The following is a 20,410-nucleotide window of genomic DNA, read 5'->3' on the forward strand; positions in this document are numbered from 1 at the left end:
ATCTACCTTGCGGGTGAGAAAACGTTGCCTCCGAGACTGACTATTTATGCTTTTGTCCCAACGGACTCACCCTTGACGGGGGTGAGTTCACCTCTGGGGCTGGTTAATTCTTTGACGGCTTTATTGGCTAATGAACGGTATAATCTAACCCTGGGGTCATCTTCTAGCGAACTATTGGCTAATATCGAGGCAGAGAAGGAAAAAATCGATTGTTTGCTGGTGGTCTTTCATCCTTCCCTACAGCCGACTTTTAATCAACTCTACGAAGGGGGGATTTTACTGCCAGTAGTGATCATTGTCGCTGACAAGAACATCGCTCCTGAGATGAATGACTCTCCCACCTGTCTCTATCATAGTGCCGAATTACAAATCACCGTCAAGGAATTAGACAGCATCACCTCGGTTATCGACCAAGCGATCGCTCGATTTCTCCATTTAGCTCCTAATTGCTCTTTTTCCGAGCGTACTACGATTGTTAACCAACCGAATCCCGTGGAAAATAATCACAGTTTTCTCCTCCTACAACAGCGCCGTTTAGCAGAAAAATTAAAAGAAAGACTCGGCTATTTAGGTGTTTACTACAAACGCAACCCGCAGCTATTCTATCGCAATCTTGCCCCGGAGGAAAAAAAAGAATTACTGCGGGAATTAAGAAGAGATTATCGGGAGATTATTTTAAATTACTTCCAACAGGATTATCCGATTAATCAAGCGATCGATGAGTTGGTTAATAATGTCTTTTTTACCGATCTCTCAGTGTCGCAAATTCTGGAAATTCACATGGAGTTAATGGACGAATTTTCCCAACAGTTAAAATTAGAAGGCAGAAGTGAGGAAATTCTCCTAGATTATCGTCTCGCTCTCATTGATATCCTTGCTCACTTGGGGGAAATGTATCGTCGTTCCATACCTCGCGAGGATATCCCTTATGATTTATTATTGGGAATAGACTAAAATCTCCCCCATAAATAACAATAAACTCCTATCCCCAGCCCCTTTGATCTTAACCTATGAGCGTCTTTAAAAAAACCTATGTTTTAAAACTGTACGTCGCCGGCAATACCCCCAACTCCGTGCGGGCCTTAAAAACCCTGAAAAATATCCTAGAAGAGGAATTTCAGGGAGTGTATGCGCTCAAGGTGATTGACGTGCTGAAAAACCCGCAACTAGCGGAGGAAGACAAGATTCTCGCTACTCCTACCCTTGCGAAAGTCCTCCCTCCCCCGGTGCGGAAAATTATTGGTGATTTGTCCGATCGAGAGAAGGTTCTGATCGGTTTAGACTTACTATACGAGGAAATTCGTGAACGAGAAAATGATAGCTAGGTCTTTGTCCATAGTTGATTAGACGGGTTATATTGATTGAAGAAGAAATGATCGGGGCTTAATCTAGTACCTCTAGGGGAAAGTCAAGAGTCAATGGAAATCGAGATAGTGTAAAGTGTTTAGTCAGGCTTGATATGTTTCTGTGGAAAAATTAGATAAAAATCCTACTCTTTAAATACTCGCTGGATAAATAATGACTCAATCTAACTCTAATAGCCAATCGAATCCACCGATTAAACCGAAAGGTGTTCGCAAAATTAGAACCCTAATTGAAGGTTTTGATGAGATCACTCACGGTGGTTTACCCATGGGGAGAACTACCTTAGTTAGTGGCACTTCTGGCACGGGAAAAACCCTGCTTGCTGTGCAATTTCTCTACCATGGGATCAAGTATTTTGACTATCCGGGCCTGTTTGTTACTTTTGAAGAATCTCCCACCGATATTATCCAAAATGCCTATAGTTTTGGTTGGGATTTAGAAGAATTAATTGACCAGGGTAAATTATTTATTCTCGATGCTTCCCCGGATCCGGAAGGTCAAGAGGTGGTGGGTAGTTTTGATCTTTCGGCCCTAATCGAGCGCATTCAATACGCAATTACCAAATATAAAGCCAAACTGGTATCAATTGACTCTGTAACTGCCGTTTTTCAGCAGTACGAAGCGGCATCAGTGGTGCGGCGAGAAATTTTTCGGCTCGTGGCCCGGTTAAAATTATTAGAAGTGACTTCAATTATGACCACGGAACGTATCGAAGAATACGGAGCGGTGGCCCGTTTTGGTGTAGAGGAATTTGTCTCTGATAATGTGGTAATTATGCGGAACGTGCTAGAGGGAGAAAGGCGACGCAGAACCGCAGAAATCCTCAAATTACGGGGAACAACCCACATGAAGGGGGAATATCCCTTTACTATCACCAATGATGGCATTAATATCTTCCCCCTCGGTGCGATGCGTTTAACTCAGCGCTCTTCTAATGTCCGCATTTCTTCGGGAGTAAAAACCCTTGATGATATGTGTGGAGGCGGTTTTTTCAAGGATTCGATTATTTTGGCCACAGGAGCAACAGGTACGGGTAAAACTCTCTTAGTCAGTAAATTTCTGGAAGAAGGCTGTAGGCGCGGTGAGCGGGCGATTTTGTTCGCTTATGAAGAATCTCGCGCCCAATTGTCCCGAAATGCTTCTTCTTGGGGGATCGATTTTGAGGAGATGGAACGCAAGGGATTATTAAAATTGTTGTGTTCTTACCCGGAATCGGCGGGATTAGAAGACCATTTACAGATGATTAAGTCGGAAATCTCGGAATTTAAACCCTCCCGCATTGCCATCGATTCTCTATCGGCACTCGCTCGCGGGGTGACAAATAATGCTTTTCGGCAATTTGTGATCGGGGTGACGGGATACGCCAAACAGGAGGAAATTACGGGATTTTTCACCAATACCACCGACCAATTTATGGGAGCGCACTCGATCACCGAATCCCATATTTCTACGATTACCGACACGATTTTAATGTTGCAGTATGTGGAAATTCGCGGCGAAATGTCGCGAGCGATTAACGTCTTTAAGATGCGCGGTTCTTGGCACGATAAAGGGATTCGTGAATATACTATCAGTCAGGATGGGGCGGATATCAAGGATTCTTTCCGCAATTACGAGCGGATTATTAGTGGTTCTCCGACTAAAATTAGCGTCGATGAAAAGACTGAATTATCGCGGATTGTTCGCAATGTACGCGAAAAATTACAGGATGAATAATCGGGAGTTGACTGATGGAGATTATTTTGAAGAGCGATCGGGTAAAGTCGGTCTTAGGGAAAATAACCACCAAATCAATAAACCTAATATAATCCAGAGAATATCTTTAACCCGGCGAATTAGAGAAATCGCTAAACCTAATTCTAGACTGCCGGTTAAGGAAGCACCCAGCAGCACTAAAGAACCTTCTAAAGTACCGATATTAGCGGGAATAAAAAAGGTTCCAGCGCGTACCAATTGGGCAACAGAATCAAATAACCAAGCATCGGCAAAACTGATCGGATGTTGGAGAAACTGCATTAAAACATAAATTTCTAAAACTCCGAGGGGCCAATTGAGAAAACCGACGATCAAGCCATTTCTAAATAGGGGCAGATTCCGGTAAAATTCTCCTAAACGATCATCGACACTGCGAAGATTTTCTAAAGGTTTAGCTAGGCGATCGCATAAAAAAGAATGACCTAATCGATTAACTATTCGGGAGGATAAACGGAATCGCTGAATCAAGAAAAATATCAGGATACAACTGGAGAATATAGCGAGACTTAATCCGGTAAAAGTTTTAAAAGAATTAGAAAATTTTGGGGAAGCGAGGAGCAGAAAAAAACCGATAATTGCAAAGAAGACAAGGGAAGCAGTATTTAATGTCTTGGTCAGAATAATCGAGGCACTGGTTTCTTTATAGCTAATCTGATAGTGAGTTTTTAACATCACTGCTTTAAAACCTTCTCCTCCCAAAGAAGCGAAGGGAGTCACGCGATTAAAGGCTGCCCCTACCATGTAAATTAATAATAGGCGAATTGTCCATCGAGGTTGGATAGGAATGCTTTTAAAAGTTAGTTGCCAAGTAAAAACATCGGTGAGGAATTCTAGGAAATAAAAAATAATCACTACTGTCATTCCCCACCAACCGACTAGGGTGATTTGTTGCCAAACTTCTTGTAGATTGGTTTGGCGTAAAATTACCCCTAGTAAAACAAAACCTAAACCCAGAAAGATAAATTTAAGATATTTCATACTAAATTGTGAATTATGAATTGTGAATTGTGAATTATGAATTATGAATTATGAATTATGAATTATGAATTGTGACTGATAACTGATAACTGATAACTGATAACTGATAACTAAAAATAATTCCAACGTTGAATAAATGGTAGCCAATGGGATTCGACTAACTCGATCGCTTTTGCATCTGGGGGATAATTATTTTTTTTATATCCTTGCAGACTGGCGATATATTTCTCAAAGCGAGGCCTGGATATTTTTAAGTCGGGAAGTTGCAGTTGATCGTAAATTTTCTCGATTTGTGCTAGGGGGTCTTTTTCTAAATCTTCAAAACGAATTTCTACAAAACTATCGGCGGGTAAATCGGCACTATCTCGCAGGAGAGAATTAAGCATTGAGGGATAACTTTTCAGAATTACCTGCTCGATTTCATCCGTGGATAAATTATCGTAGGATTGTAGTGCTAGTTCCGGTAGGATGCGGGTAAAAAAGTGACGGGTTGAGGGAAAAACTAGATAGGGATTGCGGTAGATATGAATAAATTTAGCATCGGGCCAGATAGCTCGCAATTTGGCAATATGTGCCGTATAAACGGGGTTTTTGATTAGTAATTGTTTGCCTTTTTGATGTATGGAAACTTTTTTTAATAGATGAGTATGCCAACGCTGCCAAGTGGCGATTTCTTTCTCGCTGCAGCCTTGAAAAAAAACCCCTCGCTGGAAATGATACTGAAAACGTTGGGGAAAGTATAAACCATGGTAGTAGGAAAGGGGGATCATGCTGGCTAGGGCGATCGAGTCTTCTTGGGGGGAATCGGGAGTAACGGCGACGTTATCCACATGGCGATCGCTAGGTAGGGCCAATTCTAGCAGCGGTTGAAATAAGCGGACGATGCCGAGGATATCCCAGGGTAATCCCACCGCTAGGGGCGAAATATAGCCAAAATGCTCCGATTGACCGAGTAAATTGTGGAGATGGGTCGTGCCGCTGCGCCAATAGCCGACAATAAAAATGGGTGCTTTTACCTGTACGCCGCGCTCATAAAACCCTGTCATTAAAATTCGTTCTAGGGTAGAAAAAGGCAGTCGCGCCAGGGTAACTGCCAGCGCCAGGGTTGCTGGGGCCAAATTGGGGCGATTAATGCCGCCATTGGTCAAAAACAAACGAAGGAGAGTGCTAAGGTTGCTACCGCAGAGGGGATGAAACAAACTGGACATATTAACTATTTTTTAGCGGTTTTTTGGCGGATAGCTTGGCTGGCCAAGGTTTTACCGAATTCCCAAGCGGCCCCTGGGAAGCGGTGTGCATCAGCCACCACATCTTTAACGGCGGTGACAAGCCAACGGCAATCCTCATCGGAGAGGGTGAGGGGGGGGATAAACTTGATGATATTCATGCCGTGGCCGGAAACCTGCGAGAGAATTTGATGGCGGGTAAAGAGGGGAACGACGATTAACTGGGAAAATAGCCCTTTATTGGCGGTTTCTAGCATTTTCCAGGCGGCTTTTAGTGACCAACTGCTCGGCTCGGCAAATTCCAAGGCGATCATCATCCCCAATCCCCGCACTTCCTGCAAACATTCGTACTGATCTACGAGGGGCCGTAGTTCTGCGATAATTTGTTGACCGATTACGGCCGATCGCTCGACTAATTTTTCTTCTTCAATCACCTGTAAAGTGGCAATACCGGCGGCCATGGCCAGATTATTTTTACCAAAAGTGCTACCGTGAACCACAGAACGATCCATGCGATCGAATACTCGATCGAAGATCCAGCGACGACAGAGAACCGCTCCCACTGGCACAAAACCGCCCGAAAGAGCCTTGGCAACACATAAAATGTCCGGTTCTACCCCCCAATGTTCCACTGCCCAAATTTTGCCAGTCCGGCCCAAACCGGTCTGCACTTCATCGGCCACAAAAAGAGTGCCGTAACGACGACAAAGGGCAGCCGCTGCGGGGAGATAGTTCGGTTCGGGAATTCTCACTCCGTGACCTTGGATCGGTTCGGTAATAAAAGCCGCTACTTCTTGGTTAATTAGAGCTTTTTCGAGCGCAGCCAGATCGCCGAAGGGAATTTCCTCAAAATCGGCGACAAAAGGCCCAAATCCCTGGCGATAATGGGGATCGCCGGTGGCGGAAAGGGAACCCATGGTTAACCCGTGGTAGCCTCCCTGACAGTAAACAATTTTGCTGCGTCCGGTGGCGTAGCGGCTGAATTTAATGGCAGCCTCGACGGTTTCTGTGCCGGAATTAGCAAAGAAAACTCGTTCTAATCCGGGAGGTGCGATCGCTGCTAACCGTTCGGCCAGCAATCCCGCTAGGATAGAAGCATCCAATTGGACTAAATTGGGTAATGCTGCCGTCAATACCTCCTGTAAAGCTTGCACGATCTTGGGGTGATTGCGTCCGAGGGCGAAAACACCAAAACCACTCAGTAAGTCCAGATACTTTTCCCCCTGATTGTCGAATAGGTACGGACCTTGGGCTTTAACGTAGTGGCGATCATAGCCGATCGTTTTTAGTACCCTAACCATCTGGGGGTTTAGGTATTGTTCGTGGAGGGCAAAGTTTTCTTCTAGTCTTTTTTCTATCAGTTCTAAAATGCTCATAAATTCCAGATTTGATTACTGAAAAACTAATTTTTAAACACCTCAAACCCGATTATGTTGATAGCACATTATCATGATTTTTGGTTATCTAATATTATAAATTATTTGATATATTTTGTCAAGTATTTAAAAACTTATCTAGGACAATTAAACTAATTCACTCTTGTTGGCTAAAGGTTCAAGCGACTTTTAGATAATTTATTAGTCAGTTTTTATATGGTTGGGGCGCAAGCGATGCGCCCAAAATGTAATATCAGTAAACTGTTTACTGTTCACTGATAACTGATTACTGATAACTGATTACTGATAGCTATAAAAAAACCGACCAACAAGAGAGAATTCCTGTCAGTCAGTCGGTGATGATAGGCTGAATTTTAGTCAGCTTTATTTCTTAGCGGGGGCAGCCTTAACGAGTTCCAATTCACTTTCAGCGAAGTTATTGGTATTCAGTCCACCGGCGCTACCACTAAAACCGTGGTAGTTAACAGTTTTAAAACGGACGATAACGGGATAGAGGATACCACTTTTGTCAACACTGGCTACGGTTCCTACATCGTTGTACCAGTAAGACTCTTTCCGTTTGACTCTAACTTCGGCTCCGCGTTCGATTCCAGGCATAGCTGTTGTTTTTTTTAAGGGTTTAGTTAACAGGTTACAATCAGAGCGAGTTTGCCGAAAGGGTTTTTACTTTAAGTTTTATTGCAAATCTTGCCACTCCACTGCCACGAAATGCCCCGAACGTCCCCATAGGTCTGCCTTTGGTGCAATGTTAACGATTGTTAAGTTAAAGGGAATAGCCGTAGTCAGGTATTTTTGGGCCGACATTCCCACATCTGGCCCGATTTGAAAAGCGGTGGCAGTGGCTAAACCTAAGCCTAATAACTGAGAAATCGGACCTCTGGGGAAGATAAGATGAGTTCCTAAGACTAAGCCGGCGGTTAAGGCTAAAGTTACCGATAAATTGGTGCCACAACGCGGATGTAATGCCAATTGCCCCTCGCCATTTTTGAGACGACGGAGCGCCTGTTTGGCCGCAATTTGCAGTTCATTTGTATTAATCTGTCCGTAGAGATAAAAACCCCTATCGGTGGACAGTCCCCCCAGGGCCTCGTTATCTGCGGGGGAATGGTCAAAAGGCGATTGACGACGGGCAGCCATTTCGCTTAATACCCAGACGGTGGCGTGTTCCAAGGCGTGAACCTGTCGCAGGGTGAGAAATTCTTTGACACCGGGGATAAAGCCGATTTGTGCCAGTAAATCGCTGTCTTGCTGGGGCGAGGGGTTAAACCAGTCAAAAGAGGGGTTAGAAGGGCTACTAGGGGTCATAAAGTTGCGCTAGGGGGAGTTTTTTCGGGGAAGATGAGGGTGCTATTCGACAAAAAGGGGAAAATCTGACCACTGGGGAACTGCTGCTAGTTTTTGCTTTAGGTAAGGTTTGCTGAATAAATCTAAAAACCTTGTTGGATAAGACTTCTAGACTTTTTTGAAATCCAAAAGTGCCGGGCATGGGAGTGAGCAGGGGGAAAATCCCTGGACTTTTTCCCTGAAAATTGGGTAATTGACCACCTGAAAACCGGTAAAACCCTACACCCTACACCCTACACCCCACACCCTGCCCCCACAAAAAACTTTTTGCCGCAAACCCTAGTTAAGAAGCGAAAGGATTTCAGTTATCTCGATTGCTAGTCTTGGTCATAAAAACTGTAGTCAATTAGCTGTCTAAATAGGCGTTAATGATAGCGAGAGCCACTAAGGGAGCGGTAATTGTTCTCAAAATGCGTTTTCCCAGTGATACAGGTAGAAAATTAGCGGCGATTGCTTGTTCTATTTCTGCCTCCGTCCATCCCCCTTCCGGTCCGATGGCCATGGTTATCTCGGTTGATGTTTGTAATTGAGAAAGTAGCGGGGCCACTGTTCTACGCGTAACACCAATATAACAAGTTGTCTGTGGGTTAGCTCCCCGCTTAAGGATGGCTAAAAATGGCTGTGGTTCTTCGATTATGGGAATAATCTGTCTTTCTGATTGTTCTACAGCTTCCCGGGCAATTTTTCGCCAACGGTCAATTTTTTGAGGACTAGGATTAACTAAACCGCGTTCTGTCAGCAGCGGGATAATCCGATAAACTCCTAATTCGGTGGCAGCGCGAACAATATCATCAAAGCCATTTTTGGTAATTGCTACCATTAAATTCACTTGTACTGGTAGTTCGCTAGTTTCGTTTATCGCTTCTAAAAGATGGGCAGAATTATCAATTATTTCCGCTAACCACGCTTGTCCTTGTCCATTTAGGGCAATAAAACGGTCATGGGATTTTAAACGAACAACTTTTTTAAGATAATGACTTTGTTCGGGTGTTAAGGCAATTAACCCGTTTTCTAGGGTATTAAAATCGAGAAGAAGACGATAATACAAGGCGGTTTAGTATATATTGCTATTGTGTTCAGAATCACTGTCAGCTATCTATTTTAGCTTTTATGGTGTTTTTGTATGGGGTAGATGGCTCTTCTGGTTTCTGTGTGGAAACGAGGTCTATACTGATAGTTTCTTCGACAAAATAGTCCTAAAAGTGTTACCCGATAAGCATTTCACGATTCCATAAGCAAAAATTATCACACAAAGTCGAGAAGAGCCGGTAGATTAGCCTAAAATCTTGATCATTAACAAACACGGGAATTGATTAATGAATTTACTAGGCATCGTTTTATACTCTTTTATGGGGGTGCTGTTGTTGGGGTTAGCTGTAGCTATCTGGTGGTTAGTCGATACCGTATCTTTATCCCCCACTAAACCGAAAAGAGCTACTTCTAAAAATAATCGTCAAAATTTGCCAATCAGTCAGCAGCAACTTTTCTACTTAGAAAGAGAACTTTTAACCCTCGTGAATGGAGATAAAGCTTTAGCGACTCGATTGCTTTTAAATATTAGATTGAGAAATCCCCAACGCAGTAAAAGCTGGTGTTATGAAAAAGTGATTTATGACTTAAAACGAGATCGAGGAGGAATTTAAATTGTCACTACAACAATTAGACTTATTAGAAGAATACCGTAGCGATCGCCATAATCTCATTGAAAAAAATTTATCTACCTTGTTTAGATTGGTACCCGATTGGTGCGTCAGGGAAAAAGAATCGCTCGCTCTAGTTCCTCAGACAGCGATCGAGTTGTGTTATTATCACAGTTGTCTTCGGGAAATACTGACGCATTAGTGACAGTAAAATGTCTTGATGAGAGAGTTGATATAACACAAGTCAGTCCAGGAATTATCCTCGATGCTGATGCTTCTCCTCGTCAATTTATTCAACGTCGCAGCAAAATTATCCCGGCAGCTGGTGGCCAAGAAAAAAGCAACTTGAATCGATGTCTTAACCCTTGGAGCGATAGTGAGGTAAAATTAATTGCATCGGAGATCAAAAGAGTTATTGATTTTGCCCGGGCAGCCAGCAATCAAGCTACAGTTATTAACAGATTAGTCCAAGAATTAAGTTACTATGGTCTTACCTACTCAGATCTGTTATAAAATTTCTCCTCATCAAGGTATCTATTAGCCAATAGGAATTAAGACTTGACAATACCCACTCCCCAACCCACAAAAAATTCATGGACATAACTGCTAAAATTAAAGAAATAGCCCAAAAATATGAGATACCTCCCCAACTGCTAAAGGAAGCCATGGCTTTAGAAGTAGAAAAAATTACTCTAAAAAATCGGCAGCTATCACCTAAAATTGTCAAACTTATCGAAAAATATACCGACTCCTCACAATAAATAAACTCTATGACTTTGAGACTGAAACAAATTCGCTTAACTAATTGGAAATGTTACCCTAGTCAAAATATTACTTTTAACCTGCATCCCGACAGAAAAATTCATATTATCTTCGGTAATAATGGCCACGGTAAAACTTCTCTGATGACGGCGATTTTATGGTGTCTCTATGGGGTAGATATTGTATCTAAAGAGACTCTGAAAACCTATTTTTATCGAGGTGAGGAGGATTCTTCATCAGCAGAAGAAAAAGAAATGCGGGTAGAATTAAATTTTACTAGAAACGAGAAAAATTACTTTATCAGTCGCACAGCGAAATTAAAAGTTAATGGTAGCACTTCTTCTCTCAGCTTAGAGGAAGCATTATTTTATGAAGATGGAACCATAAGAAGTAACTCTAGGGAATATATCGAAGCATTGCTTCCTAAATCTATTCGAGATTTTTTCTGTTTTGATGGCTTAAAAATTGAACAATATACCCAGATAACTCAAACTAAAGAAGCAAAAGAAGCAATTGAAAAAGTTTTGGGTATCCCGGAATTAAGAAATCTGCGCGATGATACAGAAAAAGCCTTACAAGAATTAGAAAACCGTTTCAATAAAGCAGAGGGAACCAGTCAAGCTTTAAAAGATAAGAGAAAACAATTGCGAGAATTAGAAGGAGACATTGAACTTAAAAAAGGTCAGCTTAAAAATGCTAAAGATGAGGAAAAAAATGCTATAGTTATCTACCAAGTCGCTCAAGAAAAAGCTGCTCAGATTGAAAATTTACGAGAAAAATTAGAGGAAATTAATAACTTAGATAAAAAGCGTATCGGTTTACAAACTGAGTTAAATAACCTGCAAAAGTCTATTGATTCTTGGTTAAAAACAGCTTCGATACCTTTGCTGATTAACTTTGTGCAGGAAATGGCCGATGATTTGCAAGTTACTAGCTTAAAAAGCAACTATAAAACTAATTCTACAGCAATTTTTAAAGCAATACTTGACGATGAAAGCTGTCTATGTGGTCGTTGTTTAGACAAAAATTCTCGTGACTTTATACTTCAACAAATTGCCGAACTAGAGTCCTTAGAAGTGGACAACACCACCAGAATAGAAAAAGATCAAATTAGAATTGATTTACAGGGAATTATCCGAGATAATGCCAAACTTAGCAATTATAGTCAATTGCTTTTACAAAGAGATCTTTTAGAAGAAGAAATCGAAGAAATCAATCAATATATTAAACAGCTAAAACAGGAAACCACGGGAATAAATCAAGACTCGGTTAGGGATATTTGGCGAAAAGTTGACGAATCGGAACAAAAAGTTAAGGAGATTGAAGAAAAGATCGAACGCTTGCAAAAGGACATTGAAATCAAAGAAAAGCAATTAGAACATTTACGCAAAGAAGTGGAAATTTTAGCTAGTGAAAATCAAACCACACTGATGTTATCTAATCAGGTTAAAATGGCCAGAGGTTTAAAAAATGCCACTAACGAATTAATCGAATGGCATATCGATAATTCCCAAAAAATGATTAATCAAGTAACCAGCGATCGCTATTTACAAGTAACCAACAAACCAGAGGAATATAAAGGAGTAGAAATCACTCCCGAATATACTTTAGGAATCCGTACCATCACGGGAAAATTATTAAATCCCGATGTCTTAAGTGCGGGAGAAAAGGAAGCTTTAGCTTTTGCTTTTATCACTGGTTTAAATCAAATAACCGATAATTGTGTTCCCCTAATTATGGATACACCTTTTGGCCATTTAGACAAAGAACATCAAAAAAATATTATTAACTCTCTCCCTAATTTAAACTCCCAAGTGATTATTTTAGCCACGGATCGCGATCTTCCCGATCCACTTTTAAATCTGCTGCTCCCCTATACTACTGATATGTTCAAAATACACCGTTTGGCTGCCGATGAAGATGCTTCCGTGATTGAAGTGATGGAGAATTACTAATGCAGAGAATCGATCCCAGTTTGAAGATTTATGCCTCGGAAACTTCCAGAAATTATCTACAGGTACTAAAAGATAATAAAACCTTTGAGCGCATGGTAGATGCTTATTTATTCGCCGCTGCTTTTGCCATTAAACAAGACTTAAGTATCTACGGAACCACTTTGAGTAATCGACAAGATTTAATTAATATTAGCCAAATCGAGCCAGAAGTTATTTTAGCTTTAACTGCCGGAATTTATATTATCTGTAAAAAGAATTCCTATCCTCAACCCAGCGATGGCAAAGAAATTTTAGATAAGATCTGTCAATACGCAGAAGTGGGATTAAGGGAATTAAAAGAACGCTGGCAAGGCAAAGTCAGCAATCAAATCCAAGCTGACATTGAGAGAATTATCAATAATCTCTAAAATTCTCCCTATCTAACTATCTTTTTTAGGGATAACGACAAATTAGATTCTTTCCACACTGCCAAAAAAGACGGGTTCCACGCGAATAGCAACGATACTAGCTGGACGTAAAACCATATATTCCCCTTGAATATTTCTGATCGGAACATTGATAAAATCCCTGGAATCGGCTTTCGGAACTAATTCGTTACTGTACCACTTTTGAAATTCTTGGATAGTCAAAAAACGGACTTCCTCGCGATGTCCACTGCTCAAGAACAAATGTACAGCGTACTCGTCAGCTTTTCTACTCATTTTTTTTAACTAATCAGATTGAATTTTTGTAATAAAGTTGCCATTAAAGGCGGAAAAGTGAGACGCAATTCGCTAAGATCTGAGAAAATTAATTTTTGGTAGCTTGGCAGGTCAAAAGCTAGTTTACCCTTTAATTCCGCCCGATTTTGATAGGTTAGCAGAATTTGTCCGCCCTGTTTACAAGCGATCGCATAACCCAATTCTACACCCACTAGGGGACTGGGCAGTAATTCCGTTTCCTTTTGGCTAATCGCCGTAGCATCGGCAATAAATAATAAACTTTTGCGAATTTTGCGTAATTGACTATCACTCAACCGGGTGACATTGCCCTCAGTTCGAGGCGTTTCTTCCATAGTTAAGGGCAAACGGGAGCGTTTATTGAGATTTTCGACGGTTTCGGTCAAAACTGTTTTTAAAGCGGTGCTAGAGTCCTTAAATTGGCTTTGGGAGCTAAAATAAATGATGGGATCCAGCCAAGTGCTGAGGTCCTGTTTAGTAAAGTAAATTTCTTGGGAAATCAGGTCAATATTCGAGATGACGTAACCGCCACTACCTTCGAGGTAAAATTCCACCCTTTCCCCTTCTAAATAGCGTTGGAACCAGACAGAACCCTGTATTGTCAGACTATCATCGAGAAAATCGGCTCTTAAACCCGATTTTAAGAGACTATTGCGACTTAAGCGCAAGTCGTGGGGACGTTTGACAACCTCGCGGATAGGTTCGTATTTGTCCAGATACCAAGCTTTCAGAGCGATGATGGCCATAGGTGTGGCGATTAAAGACACTCTCCCATTTTAGCAGTAAGCACCGATATCCTCTCCACATTCATCGGCCAGGTAAGAAAGAGCGCGAAATCTTAACATCATCAGGTTTTCGTAGAGGGGATTTAGCTTGCAAAGGGGGGGAATCTCTAGAATTGTCCAGCTAAATAGGTTAATTTTCCGCGCAAAGGGACATTGAGCCGGAATTAGACGACAAATCCTGTGAGCTAGTTCAGGTGTATTGATTTCTAGGCGATCAATTCGTTGCCGCAGGGGTTGCCATAAATCCCATTTTGGTTGCGGTGACGGATTTTTCCGATTGCCTTTCGACCAAGGGGCGATCCAATTAGAGACAATTATTTTATTTGTGGTATAATCTGATACATCAGCATCGGCCATAGCTTTATCTTCAATTGATTGACTCATAAGGTTCTATCTGAGATTACGACAGGGCAAATGCTCTTTCCCGAAAATCCTCTAGGACGTTCGGACATTTGACCGCTTTAACGATAACATCTCTGGGATAAAATTACTCGTTAAGACTACACAGGAACGCTGGGGCTGCGGAGAGGAAATCTGAACTTTTGTACTAATTCCCGATCTCCGAGTTATCACCTGAAAGCTAATAGGCAACAGACGACAATAAGATAACGTCATGAGTCAGTTTAACTAGATTAATCTCTAAGCTTCCCCCAAAGATATTGGCTCTGATTAGAGCTATATCTAGGTTAGCAAAAAGTCAGGTTTTTTCACGTCAGCATAGTACACTTTTTCTGGGTATAAAATATCACCCGCTTTTGTCAAAGATACGCAATGCAAGGGGTGGGGTGTGGGGTGTAGGGTGTAGGGTGTAGGGTGTAGGGTGTAGGCTGTGGGGTGTGGGAATTATGAATTATCAATTATGAATTATCAATTATCAATTATGAATTATCAATTATGAATTGGGTCGTTTTTTGCTGTCAACTGATAACTGATAACTGATAACTGATAACTGATTTACATTCTTTCCAAAACGGGAATTCCCAGGAGAGATAAGCCTAATTTTAGGGTTCTTGCCGTTAAATCACACAAAACTAAACGAGAGGTTTTAATCGGTTCTGCTGCTTTCAGAACGGGACAATTTTCGTAGAAACGATTATACTTTTTACTGAGTTCATAAAGATAATCACATAAACGATTGGGTAATAAATCCTCTTCCACTGCACTAATTACTTCCGGCAGTTGCAGTAATTGTTTAGCCAGAATTAATTCGCTTTCATCCTTGAGAATTAGCGGTGAATTGGCACTTAAATCCTGAAAATTAATACCACCTTCGCGACTGATACTCTGGACCCTAGCGTAAGCGTACAGCATATAGGGGGCGGTGTTGCCTTGCAGATTGAGCATTTTGTCGTAACTAAAAACGTAGTTACTATTGCGATTTTGGCTGAGATCGGCGTATTTAACGGCACTTAAACCGACAGTTTCGGCAGTCTTAGCGATAAAATCGCCGGTTTCTTCTCTTTCCTCGCTTGCCAGTCTTTTTTCTAAGTCAGCTAGGGAATAGGCGATCGCTTGATCGAGTAATTCTTGTAATTTTACCGTCTCTCCGGAACGAGTTTTTAATTTTTTACCATCTTCCCCTAAAACTAATCCAAAAGCGACGTGAACCACTGCCACATTATCGGGTAAAAATCCCGCTTTTTTAGCCACCTGAAATACTTGGGCAAAATGGTTAGCTTGTCCAGCATCAGTAACATAAATTATTCTTTCGGCCTTATCTTCACGCAATCGATAACAAATTGCCGCTAAATCGGTGGTAGCGTAATTATAACCGCCGTCGGATTTCTTGACAATTAGGGGCAGAGGATCCCCCTCTTTGTTGGTAAAACCATCGAGAAAGACGCATAAAGCGCCATTGTCTTCTATTAGCAATCCCTGTTGATCTAATTCTCTGATTACTGTCTCAAGGTAGGGATTATAAAAAGATTCCCCCCTTTCCGTCAGTTTTATATCGAGAATATCATAGATTTTCTGAAATTCCCGTCGTGATTGTTGACAAAGTAACTGCCATGCTTGACGACTTTGAGGATCACCTGACTGTAATTTTACTACGGCTTGACGGGCAGTTTCTTTAAAGTTTTCGTCTTCATCAAAACGAATTTTAGCCTTTTTATAAAAGCTAACTAAATCCCCTAAATCAAGAGCATCTGCTTGGGTTAAAGCGCTAGGATAAGCTTCTTGTAGATAGGTGATTAACATCCCGAATTGAGTACCCCAATCCCCGACGTGATTAAGACGAATTACTTGATGATGACGAAATTCCAAAATCCGAGCAATACAATCACCAATTATAGTTGATCGCAAGTGACCGACGTGCATTTCTTTAGCAATATTGGGACTGGAAAAATCGACAATAATTTTTTGACTGGGGTTAGCAGTGGCAACTCCTAAACGGTTGTCAGTAATTAGGTCTTTTAATTGGGTTTCTAGATAACTGGGTTTAAGGGTAAGATTGATAAAACCAGGTCCGGCAATTTCGGGGGGTTGACAGAGATCATCTATCTCTAGATTTTTTAGTAAAGTTGTCGCCACTTCCCGCGGTTTTTGTTTTAATTCTTTGGCTAAAGAGAGGGAAATATTACATTGATAATCGCCAAAACGGGGGTTACTAGCGGCGACAATTAGAGGATCGGTAGCGGCAAAGTTTTCCCCAAAGGATTTAACTAGGGATTGGGAAAAACGCTCTTTTATTTGTTGGATAATGGCAGTCATAGAGAGAATTTAGCAATGAATGTTAGAAGTCTATGGGGAATTAGGAAATTTATCTTGCTCTCATCTTGAATAGAATTGAGCCGGACGGGGTATTATGTCCATTTTCTTGGTACATTATAAGCATCAAATTTAGTATCTTTACTAATTAGAATTAGCGATCTGTTTAGAGACTGAGCAATTAGCATTCTATCAAATGGATCACGGTGATACAAGGGTAAAGTACAAATTTTTAGAGTATCAGAAAATGATATAGACAGTAAGGTTATATCTGATGCTTCTAGTTTAGTTTCAATGGTTTCATAACTTTTTTGTAGGGCTAACTTACCTAAATTTAACTTAATCGCGATTTCCCAGAGACTAACAATACTGACATAAACTTCAGGAGCAAAATCAATTTCCTCCCGAAGATTATTAGGTAAGTTAGGATCGTTTTCAGTTAACCAGATGAAAGTATGGGTGTCCAGAAGAAAAGATGTCATCACATATATTCCTGAAAATCTTCCAAAGACTCATCAAAATCATCGGACAAAGGTAAGGTAAATGTACCTTGTAAAATTCCTGAACGACGTTTTCTAAGAGAAGGTTTCTCTATAATAACATCTGATTGATAATTGGCCATCAAATATTCAGCATAGTGCAGCAGCTCTATTTTTAATAACTCTGGCATTGCTTCGACAGTTTCTAAGATTTTTGTGTCTATATTCATAGGTTTGGGATACTTAATCTGAGCTAATTCTTACTAATTACTTATTCCTTAACCAATAAAACCACGGCATAAACCGCGATACCTTCTTCTCGTCCTACTGGTCCTAATTGTTCGTTAGTAGTGGCTTTAATTCCCACCTGTTCTGGATTAATCTTGAGAGTTTCTGCTAACTTGGCTCGCATCGCGCTGAGGTGGGGTTTCATTTTCGGTTTTTCGGCAACAATTACCGAATCAATATTATTAATCTGCCAACCTTTATCGATAATTAATTGATTAACTTGTTCTAATAATTTTAAACTATTCGCCCCTTGCCATTGTGGGTCTGTGGGGGGAAAATAATGACCGATATCGCCTAAACTAAGCGCTCCCAGCATGGCATCCATAATAGCATGGGTTAAGACATCGGCATCACTGTGACCCAATAAACCGACAGTATGGGCAATCTCTACTCCTCCTAAAATTAAAGGTCTTCCTGTTACTAATCGGTGGATATCGTAGCCGTTACCAATACGAATATTCATAGAGCAGTCCCTTTGAAGTTATATTAATTATCTTATCGCAAAAGGGAACAAGTGAGGGAAAAGATTTCCCTCACTTGTCCTTATTAGTTAATTAGCTAGGAAGGATGAACTATTCTGCTGAAGTTTTTCCCAATACAATGAAAGCTTATACTAAATCTATTTTTGATAGTATCATTAACTGCCAATCCAACTTTAAAAACCCACTTGCCACTTGCCACTTCCCACTTCCCACTTCCCACTTCCCACTCTATACTTGTTAAATAAGATTTAGTATAACTCGATCGCTGTTAAAATTGCGGTAGAATCGGGAGAGGGTTGGGTTTCATGCTTCAAACCAACCTACGTTCTTTTTAAATAAGATTTATAGCGTTTTTCAGTCTGCTGAGGTACAAAAGTTATGGGTTTTAGGCACTCATGCAAAAGGGAAGAAAAATAGGTGTACCTCACTAGCTTCGGAAACGCTATAGTTAAACACCGAATTTTGAACAATTATGCAACAATTTATTCAACAGTTAAAAATCGATTTATCCTTGACAGTGATCTAGCAGTTTCATCATTTACTTTCCTAAATATACTTAGCTAATCATCGCCAATAAACCTTGATAAAAAATCTGAAAACTAGGAGAACAATTATGAGCAGGAGTCATAAATTGAGAAATTTCTCGGGCTGCTTTCACTTTTTATAAACCTCCTCGATGATACCCAGCTTTTTGAAGTATCTTTTCTAAGTTTTCCCAAGTTCCGCCCGGAATTTCATCGGGTTTTCTGTATTTTGCTTGCTGTCCCACATTAGTAGAAACTTTGGGATAGGCTGAGACTATAGCCTGAATATCACCAAAAAACCAAGCTTCTAGTTCTTCTATAGCAATTCTATTTAACACCTGAAATGTTTTTTTATCTTCACTAATCGTTTTGGTGATCAGTCCTGTTTGTTGGGCAATATTTTCTAACTTTTCTTTGAGCATTTGACAATCTTCATTGTCTCTATCTACAAGAATAATGATTCGATAATCATCGGGTATCCAGCATTGATAGCCTTTTAATCGCTCCGGTAGTTTTTTGATTAAATCGGATTTACCTCGAAAGGCATGAATTTTATAGGTGACATTCTCAAATAATATTTTAGGTAAAATTTGATTTAAACATTCTTGGGTAGAAAATTCTTCAACTAAAAATTCAAGATGCACTTTTTCCCTCCTTTGCTATTAAACTTAAATGCTAGGATTACCCACATCAAAATAGTCCTCCATCCATAATTGACCCAACAAAGCACCATTTTGAATAAATTCCTTAACTCCTTGCATTGCTGAAGTACGTTTAGCTTGAGTAAAACCATTTTCATCTCGATAAAGTACCCAAACCTCCTCTGGTTTCAAACCATCTACAAAAAAGGGAGAATGAGTTGTTACCATTAATTGTGTACTTGCGGTCGCTGCCCGACATTCTTCTGCTAATTCAGGTAATAAACGGGGATGAAGATGATTTTCTGGTTCTTCTATTCCCAGTAATTGCGGAGGGCTTGGATCGTATAATATAGTTAAATAAGCCAACATTTTTAAAGTGCCATCGGAGGCAAATTTGGCAAGAATTGGCTCTTGAAAAGGTGCGTCTTTAATTTGAAGTAAAAGCTGTCCATTCGGCATAATAGATGCTTCTACTTTTTCTAATCTAGGAATTCGACGAGAAAGGGTTTGTAAAATAGATTCTAATCGTTGAGGATGATCTTCTTTTAAATATTGAATAACATTAGGTAAATTGTCACCAGTTGGCGATAATCTTTCTTGCGCTCCTGCTTCTGGTTGAGTGCGAGTATTATCTGCGGTTAAGTAGGAAAGATACCAACTTGTGATAAAACGACGCAAAGCACTAACCCGGGGATGTTTGGCCAATTGTCCGAGGGTACTAACAGCTAAAAATTCTGGGGAGTCTAATCGTTCAGAGATTCGTTTATCTTTTGGTTTGGGATTTTCTCCACTAACCACTATTCCTCCCCCTTCTTTAAAGTCTAAAAAGCGATAAGGTTTGCCCTTCGCTCCTTGTCTCCACTGTAACCATTCTTCGGCAACATAAGGGCGATTGTTAGCTTCATTAATAGCCAAATGATAGGTAATTAAAGGTGATGCCAATTTTTCTCGATATTTTAATTCGATAATGATGTAACCTTCTTGTCCTCTGGTTCTTAATTCTTTAAATCTTCCCCGTCTGTCCCAAGCTTTTTTTAAACCAACAGTAAAACATTCAGAGAGGAAAGCAAAGACATCAAATATGGTAGATTTTCCGCTCCCATTAGGACCGAGAAAAACGGTTAAAGGAGCAATGCTTTTTAATTCTAAGTCCTGTAAAGCTCGGTAATTTTGTACGCGCAGATTTTCGATTCGAGGTATAGAGTTTTTAGACATTGATTGTTGCTCTCTGCTGCTTTTAGCTCGTCTTGTCCCAGATTAGCTGTTAATTTTCCCAGTTCCCGCAAAAAACTGGTCAATTTTTAGTAATCTCGCTCTTCTGGACTGGTTATAGCAAATTAGCTCTCCTGATTCTACCGCAA

General features: G+C 40.6%; 24 protein-coding genes. 9 read left to right on the forward strand and 15 right to left on the reverse strand.

Annotation, left to right across the window (positions count from 1 at the left end; all coding sequences use genetic code 11):
• The first annotated feature begins 24 nt into the window (after positions 1-24).
• The 3 genes from IM507_RS18220 (at position 25) to kaiC (ending at position 3,081) form a co-directional block, all read left to right on the forward strand.
• On the forward strand, positions 25-954 hold the full coding sequence (locus IM507_RS18220) for a circadian clock protein KaiA (RefSeq protein ID WP_002750903.1): 930 nt from the start codon (positions 25-27) through the stop codon (positions 952-954).
• Positions 955-1,010: 56 nt separating this feature from the next.
• Positions 1,011-1,325 (forward strand): circadian clock protein KaiB, encoded by a 315-nt coding sequence (kaiB, locus tag IM507_RS18225; RefSeq protein WP_002733742.1) that lies wholly within the window; start codon positions 1,011-1,013, stop codon positions 1,323-1,325.
• 193 nt (positions 1,326-1,518) lie between these two features.
• The gene (kaiC, locus tag IM507_RS18230; protein ID WP_002743493.1) at positions 1,519-3,081 is read left to right on the forward strand and encodes a circadian clock protein KaiC; all 1,563 of its coding nucleotides are present in this window, start codon (positions 1,519-1,521) and stop codon (positions 3,079-3,081) included.
• A gap of 21 nt (positions 3,082-3,102) precedes the next feature.
• On the opposite strand, the gene IM507_RS18235 is transcribed toward kaiC, so the two are convergent.
• From IM507_RS18235 to IM507_RS18260, 6 genes are all read right to left on the reverse strand, one after another.
• Positions 3,103-4,098, reverse strand: a complete 996-nt coding sequence (locus IM507_RS18235) for a lysylphosphatidylglycerol synthase transmembrane domain-containing protein (RefSeq protein ID WP_287637481.1) — start codon at positions 4,096-4,098, stop codon at positions 3,103-3,105.
• A gap of 110 nt (positions 4,099-4,208) precedes the next feature.
• Positions 4,209-5,306: a sulfotransferase family protein gene (locus IM507_RS18240; RefSeq protein ID WP_287637482.1), complete on the reverse strand. Its 1,098-nt coding sequence runs from the start codon at positions 5,304-5,306 to the stop codon at positions 4,209-4,211.
• Between the two features lie 5 nt (positions 5,307-5,311).
• Positions 5,312-6,700 carry an aspartate aminotransferase family protein gene (locus IM507_RS18245; RefSeq protein ID WP_002800414.1) on the reverse strand — a complete coding sequence of 463 codons (1,389 nt, stop codon included), beginning with the start codon at positions 6,698-6,700 and terminating at the stop codon, positions 5,312-5,314.
• A 384-nt stretch (positions 6,701-7,084) separates the two neighbouring features.
• Positions 7,085-7,318, reverse strand: coding sequence for a photosystem I reaction center subunit IV (locus tag IM507_RS18250; RefSeq protein WP_002733317.1), 234 nt, complete (start codon positions 7,316-7,318; stop codon positions 7,085-7,087).
• A gap of 78 nt (positions 7,319-7,396) precedes the next feature.
• Positions 7,397-8,026: a DUF6391 domain-containing protein gene (locus IM507_RS18255; RefSeq protein ID WP_287637483.1), complete on the reverse strand. Its 630-nt coding sequence runs from the start codon at positions 8,024-8,026 to the stop codon at positions 7,397-7,399.
• A 385-nt stretch (positions 8,027-8,411) separates the two neighbouring features.
• The gene (locus IM507_RS18260) at positions 8,412-9,113 is read right to left on the reverse strand and encodes a 16S rRNA (uracil(1498)-N(3))-methyltransferase (RefSeq protein ID WP_123230102.1); all 702 of its coding nucleotides are present in this window, start codon (positions 9,111-9,113) and stop codon (positions 8,412-8,414) included.
• A gap of 268 nt (positions 9,114-9,381) precedes the next feature.
• Here IM507_RS18260 and IM507_RS18265 point away from each other — a divergent pair, with 268 nt between their 5' ends.
• The 6 genes from IM507_RS18265 to IM507_RS18290 all read left to right on the forward strand — a co-directional run bounded on the left by IM507_RS18265 (position 9,382) and on the right by IM507_RS18290 (position 12,829).
• Positions 9,382-9,708, forward strand: coding sequence for a hypothetical protein (locus IM507_RS18265; protein WP_069473931.1), 327 nt, complete (start codon positions 9,382-9,384; stop codon positions 9,706-9,708).
• Between the two features lies 1 nt (position 9,709).
• A complete protein-coding gene (locus IM507_RS18270; protein WP_176721617.1) occupies positions 9,710-9,907 on the forward strand; it encodes a hypothetical protein in 198 nt (65 codons plus the stop codon).
• Positions 9,865-10,218 (forward strand): restriction endonuclease, encoded by a 354-nt coding sequence (locus IM507_RS18275; RefSeq protein WP_256094001.1) that lies wholly within the window; start codon positions 9,865-9,867, stop codon positions 10,216-10,218. The genes IM507_RS18270 and IM507_RS18275 overlap by 43 nt, the downstream gene beginning before the upstream one ends.
• Before the next feature lie 80 nt (positions 10,219-10,298).
• Entirely contained in the window at positions 10,299-10,466 is a 168-nt protein-coding gene (locus IM507_RS18280) for a hypothetical protein (RefSeq protein ID WP_002733637.1), read from the forward strand.
• A 9-nt stretch (positions 10,467-10,475) separates the two neighbouring features.
• Entirely contained in the window at positions 10,476-12,422 is a 1,947-nt protein-coding gene (locus IM507_RS18285) for an AAA family ATPase (protein WP_069473930.1), read from the forward strand.
• Complete coding sequence (locus IM507_RS18290; RefSeq protein WP_123230101.1) at positions 12,422-12,829, forward strand: hypothetical protein; 408 nt, start codon at positions 12,422-12,424, stop codon at positions 12,827-12,829. The genes IM507_RS18285 and IM507_RS18290 overlap by 1 nt, the downstream gene beginning before the upstream one ends.
• 42 nt (positions 12,830-12,871) lie before the next feature.
• On the opposite strand, the gene IM507_RS18295 is transcribed toward IM507_RS18290, so the two are convergent.
• The 9 genes from IM507_RS18295 to IM507_RS18335 all read right to left on the reverse strand — a co-directional run bounded on the left by IM507_RS18295 (position 12,872) and on the right by IM507_RS18335 (position 20,264).
• Positions 12,872-13,123 (reverse strand): hypothetical protein, encoded by a 252-nt coding sequence (locus IM507_RS18295; protein WP_002750923.1) that lies wholly within the window; start codon positions 13,121-13,123, stop codon positions 12,872-12,874.
• A 5-nt stretch (positions 13,124-13,128) separates the two neighbouring features.
• Positions 13,129-13,887 (reverse strand): hypothetical protein, encoded by a 759-nt coding sequence (locus IM507_RS18300; RefSeq protein WP_002743467.1) that lies wholly within the window; start codon positions 13,885-13,887, stop codon positions 13,129-13,131.
• A gap of 30 nt (positions 13,888-13,917) precedes the next feature.
• The gene (locus IM507_RS18305; protein WP_002750927.1) at positions 13,918-14,310 is read right to left on the reverse strand and encodes a Mo-dependent nitrogenase C-terminal domain-containing protein; all 393 of its coding nucleotides are present in this window, start codon (positions 14,308-14,310) and stop codon (positions 13,918-13,920) included.
• A 570-nt stretch (positions 14,311-14,880) separates the two neighbouring features.
• A complete protein-coding gene (gene argS, locus IM507_RS18310; RefSeq protein ID WP_287637484.1) occupies positions 14,881-16,638 on the reverse strand; it encodes an arginine--tRNA ligase in 1,758 nt (585 codons plus the stop codon).
• Between the two features lie 92 nt (positions 16,639-16,730).
• On the reverse strand, positions 16,731-17,117 hold the full coding sequence (locus tag IM507_RS18315; RefSeq protein WP_002793526.1) for a type II toxin-antitoxin system VapC family toxin: 387 nt from the start codon (positions 17,115-17,117) through the stop codon (positions 16,731-16,733).
• Positions 17,117-17,344, reverse strand: coding sequence for a type II toxin-antitoxin system VapB family antitoxin (vapB, locus tag IM507_RS18320; RefSeq protein ID WP_002732589.1), 228 nt, complete (start codon positions 17,342-17,344; stop codon positions 17,117-17,119). The genes IM507_RS18315 and vapB overlap by 1 nt, the downstream gene beginning before the upstream one ends.
• A gap of 41 nt (positions 17,345-17,385) precedes the next feature.
• On the reverse strand, positions 17,386-17,865 hold the full coding sequence (gene ispF / locus IM507_RS18325; RefSeq protein ID WP_002732071.1) for a 2-C-methyl-D-erythritol 2,4-cyclodiphosphate synthase: 480 nt from the start codon (positions 17,863-17,865) through the stop codon (positions 17,386-17,388).
• Between the two features lie 680 nt (positions 17,866-18,545).
• Entirely contained in the window at positions 18,546-19,052 is a 507-nt protein-coding gene (locus IM507_RS18330; RefSeq protein WP_080601585.1) for a DUF4276 family protein, read from the reverse strand.
• A gap of 24 nt (positions 19,053-19,076) precedes the next feature.
• Positions 19,077-20,264 (reverse strand): AAA family ATPase, encoded by a 1,188-nt coding sequence (locus tag IM507_RS18335; protein WP_287637486.1) that lies wholly within the window; start codon positions 20,262-20,264, stop codon positions 19,077-19,079.
• Positions 20,265-20,410 lie beyond the last annotated feature (146 nt).

This window comes from Microcystis sp. M20BS1, from assembly GCF_020245305.1.
GTDB lineage: Bacteria > Cyanobacteriota > Cyanobacteriia > Cyanobacteriales > Microcystaceae > Microcystis > Microcystis ichthyoblabe_A.

Bases quoted from the DNA above. Each gene is read 5' to 3' on its own strand.
- IM507_RS18305 (WP_002750927.1), bottom strand. From the start codon at position 14,310: ATGAGTCAATCAATTGAAGATAAAGCTATGGCCGATGCTGATGTATCA.
- IM507_RS18265 (WP_069473931.1), top strand. From the start codon at position 9,382: ATGAATTTACTAGGCATCGTTTTATACTCTTTTATGGGGGTGCTGTTG.
- IM507_RS18315 (WP_002793526.1), bottom strand. From the start codon at position 17,117: ATGACATCTTTTCTTCTGGACACCCATACTTTCATCTGGTTAACTGAA.
- vapB (WP_002732589.1), bottom strand. From the start codon at position 17,344: ATGAATATAGACACAAAAATCTTAGAAACTGTCGAAGCAATGCCAGAG.
- kaiB (WP_002733742.1), top strand. From the start codon at position 1,011: ATGAGCGTCTTTAAAAAAACCTATGTTTTAAAACTGTACGTCGCCGGC.
- kaiC (WP_002743493.1), top strand. From the start codon at position 1,519: ATGACTCAATCTAACTCTAATAGCCAATCGAATCCACCGATTAAACCG.
- IM507_RS18235 (WP_287637481.1), bottom strand. From the start codon at position 4,098: ATGAAATATCTTAAATTTATCTTTCTGGGTTTAGGTTTTGTTTTACTA.
- IM507_RS18300 (WP_002743467.1), bottom strand. From the start codon at position 13,887: ATGGCCATCATCGCTCTGAAAGCTTGGTATCTGGACAAATACGAACCT.
- ispF (WP_002732071.1), bottom strand. From the start codon at position 17,865: ATGAATATTCGTATTGGTAACGGCTACGATATCCACCGATTAGTAACA.
- IM507_RS18245 (WP_002800414.1), bottom strand. From the start codon at position 6,700: ATGAGCATTTTAGAACTGATAGAAAAAAGACTAGAAGAAAACTTTGCC.
- IM507_RS18240 (WP_287637482.1), bottom strand. From the start codon at position 5,306: ATGTCCAGTTTGTTTCATCCCCTCTGCGGTAGCAACCTTAGCACTCTC.
- IM507_RS18335 (WP_287637486.1), bottom strand. From the start codon at position 20,264: ATGTCTAAAAACTCTATACCTCGAATCGAAAATCTGCGCGTACAAAAT.
- IM507_RS18280 (WP_002733637.1), top strand. From the start codon at position 10,299: ATGGACATAACTGCTAAAATTAAAGAAATAGCCCAAAAATATGAGATA.
- IM507_RS18250 (WP_002733317.1), bottom strand. From the start codon at position 7,318: ATGCCTGGAATCGAACGCGGAGCCGAAGTTAGAGTCAAACGGAAAGAG.
- IM507_RS18295 (WP_002750923.1), bottom strand. From the start codon at position 13,123: ATGAGTAGAAAAGCTGACGAGTACGCTGTACATTTGTTCTTGAGCAGT.
- IM507_RS18255 (WP_287637483.1), bottom strand. From the start codon at position 8,026: ATGACCCCTAGTAGCCCTTCTAACCCCTCTTTTGACTGGTTTAACCCC.
- IM507_RS18290 (WP_123230101.1), top strand. From the start codon at position 12,422: ATGCAGAGAATCGATCCCAGTTTGAAGATTTATGCCTCGGAAACTTCC.
- argS (WP_287637484.1), bottom strand. From the start codon at position 16,638: ATGACTGCCATTATCCAACAAATAAAAGAGCGTTTTTCCCAATCCCTA.
- IM507_RS18285 (WP_069473930.1), top strand. From the start codon at position 10,476: ATGACTTTGAGACTGAAACAAATTCGCTTAACTAATTGGAAATGTTAC.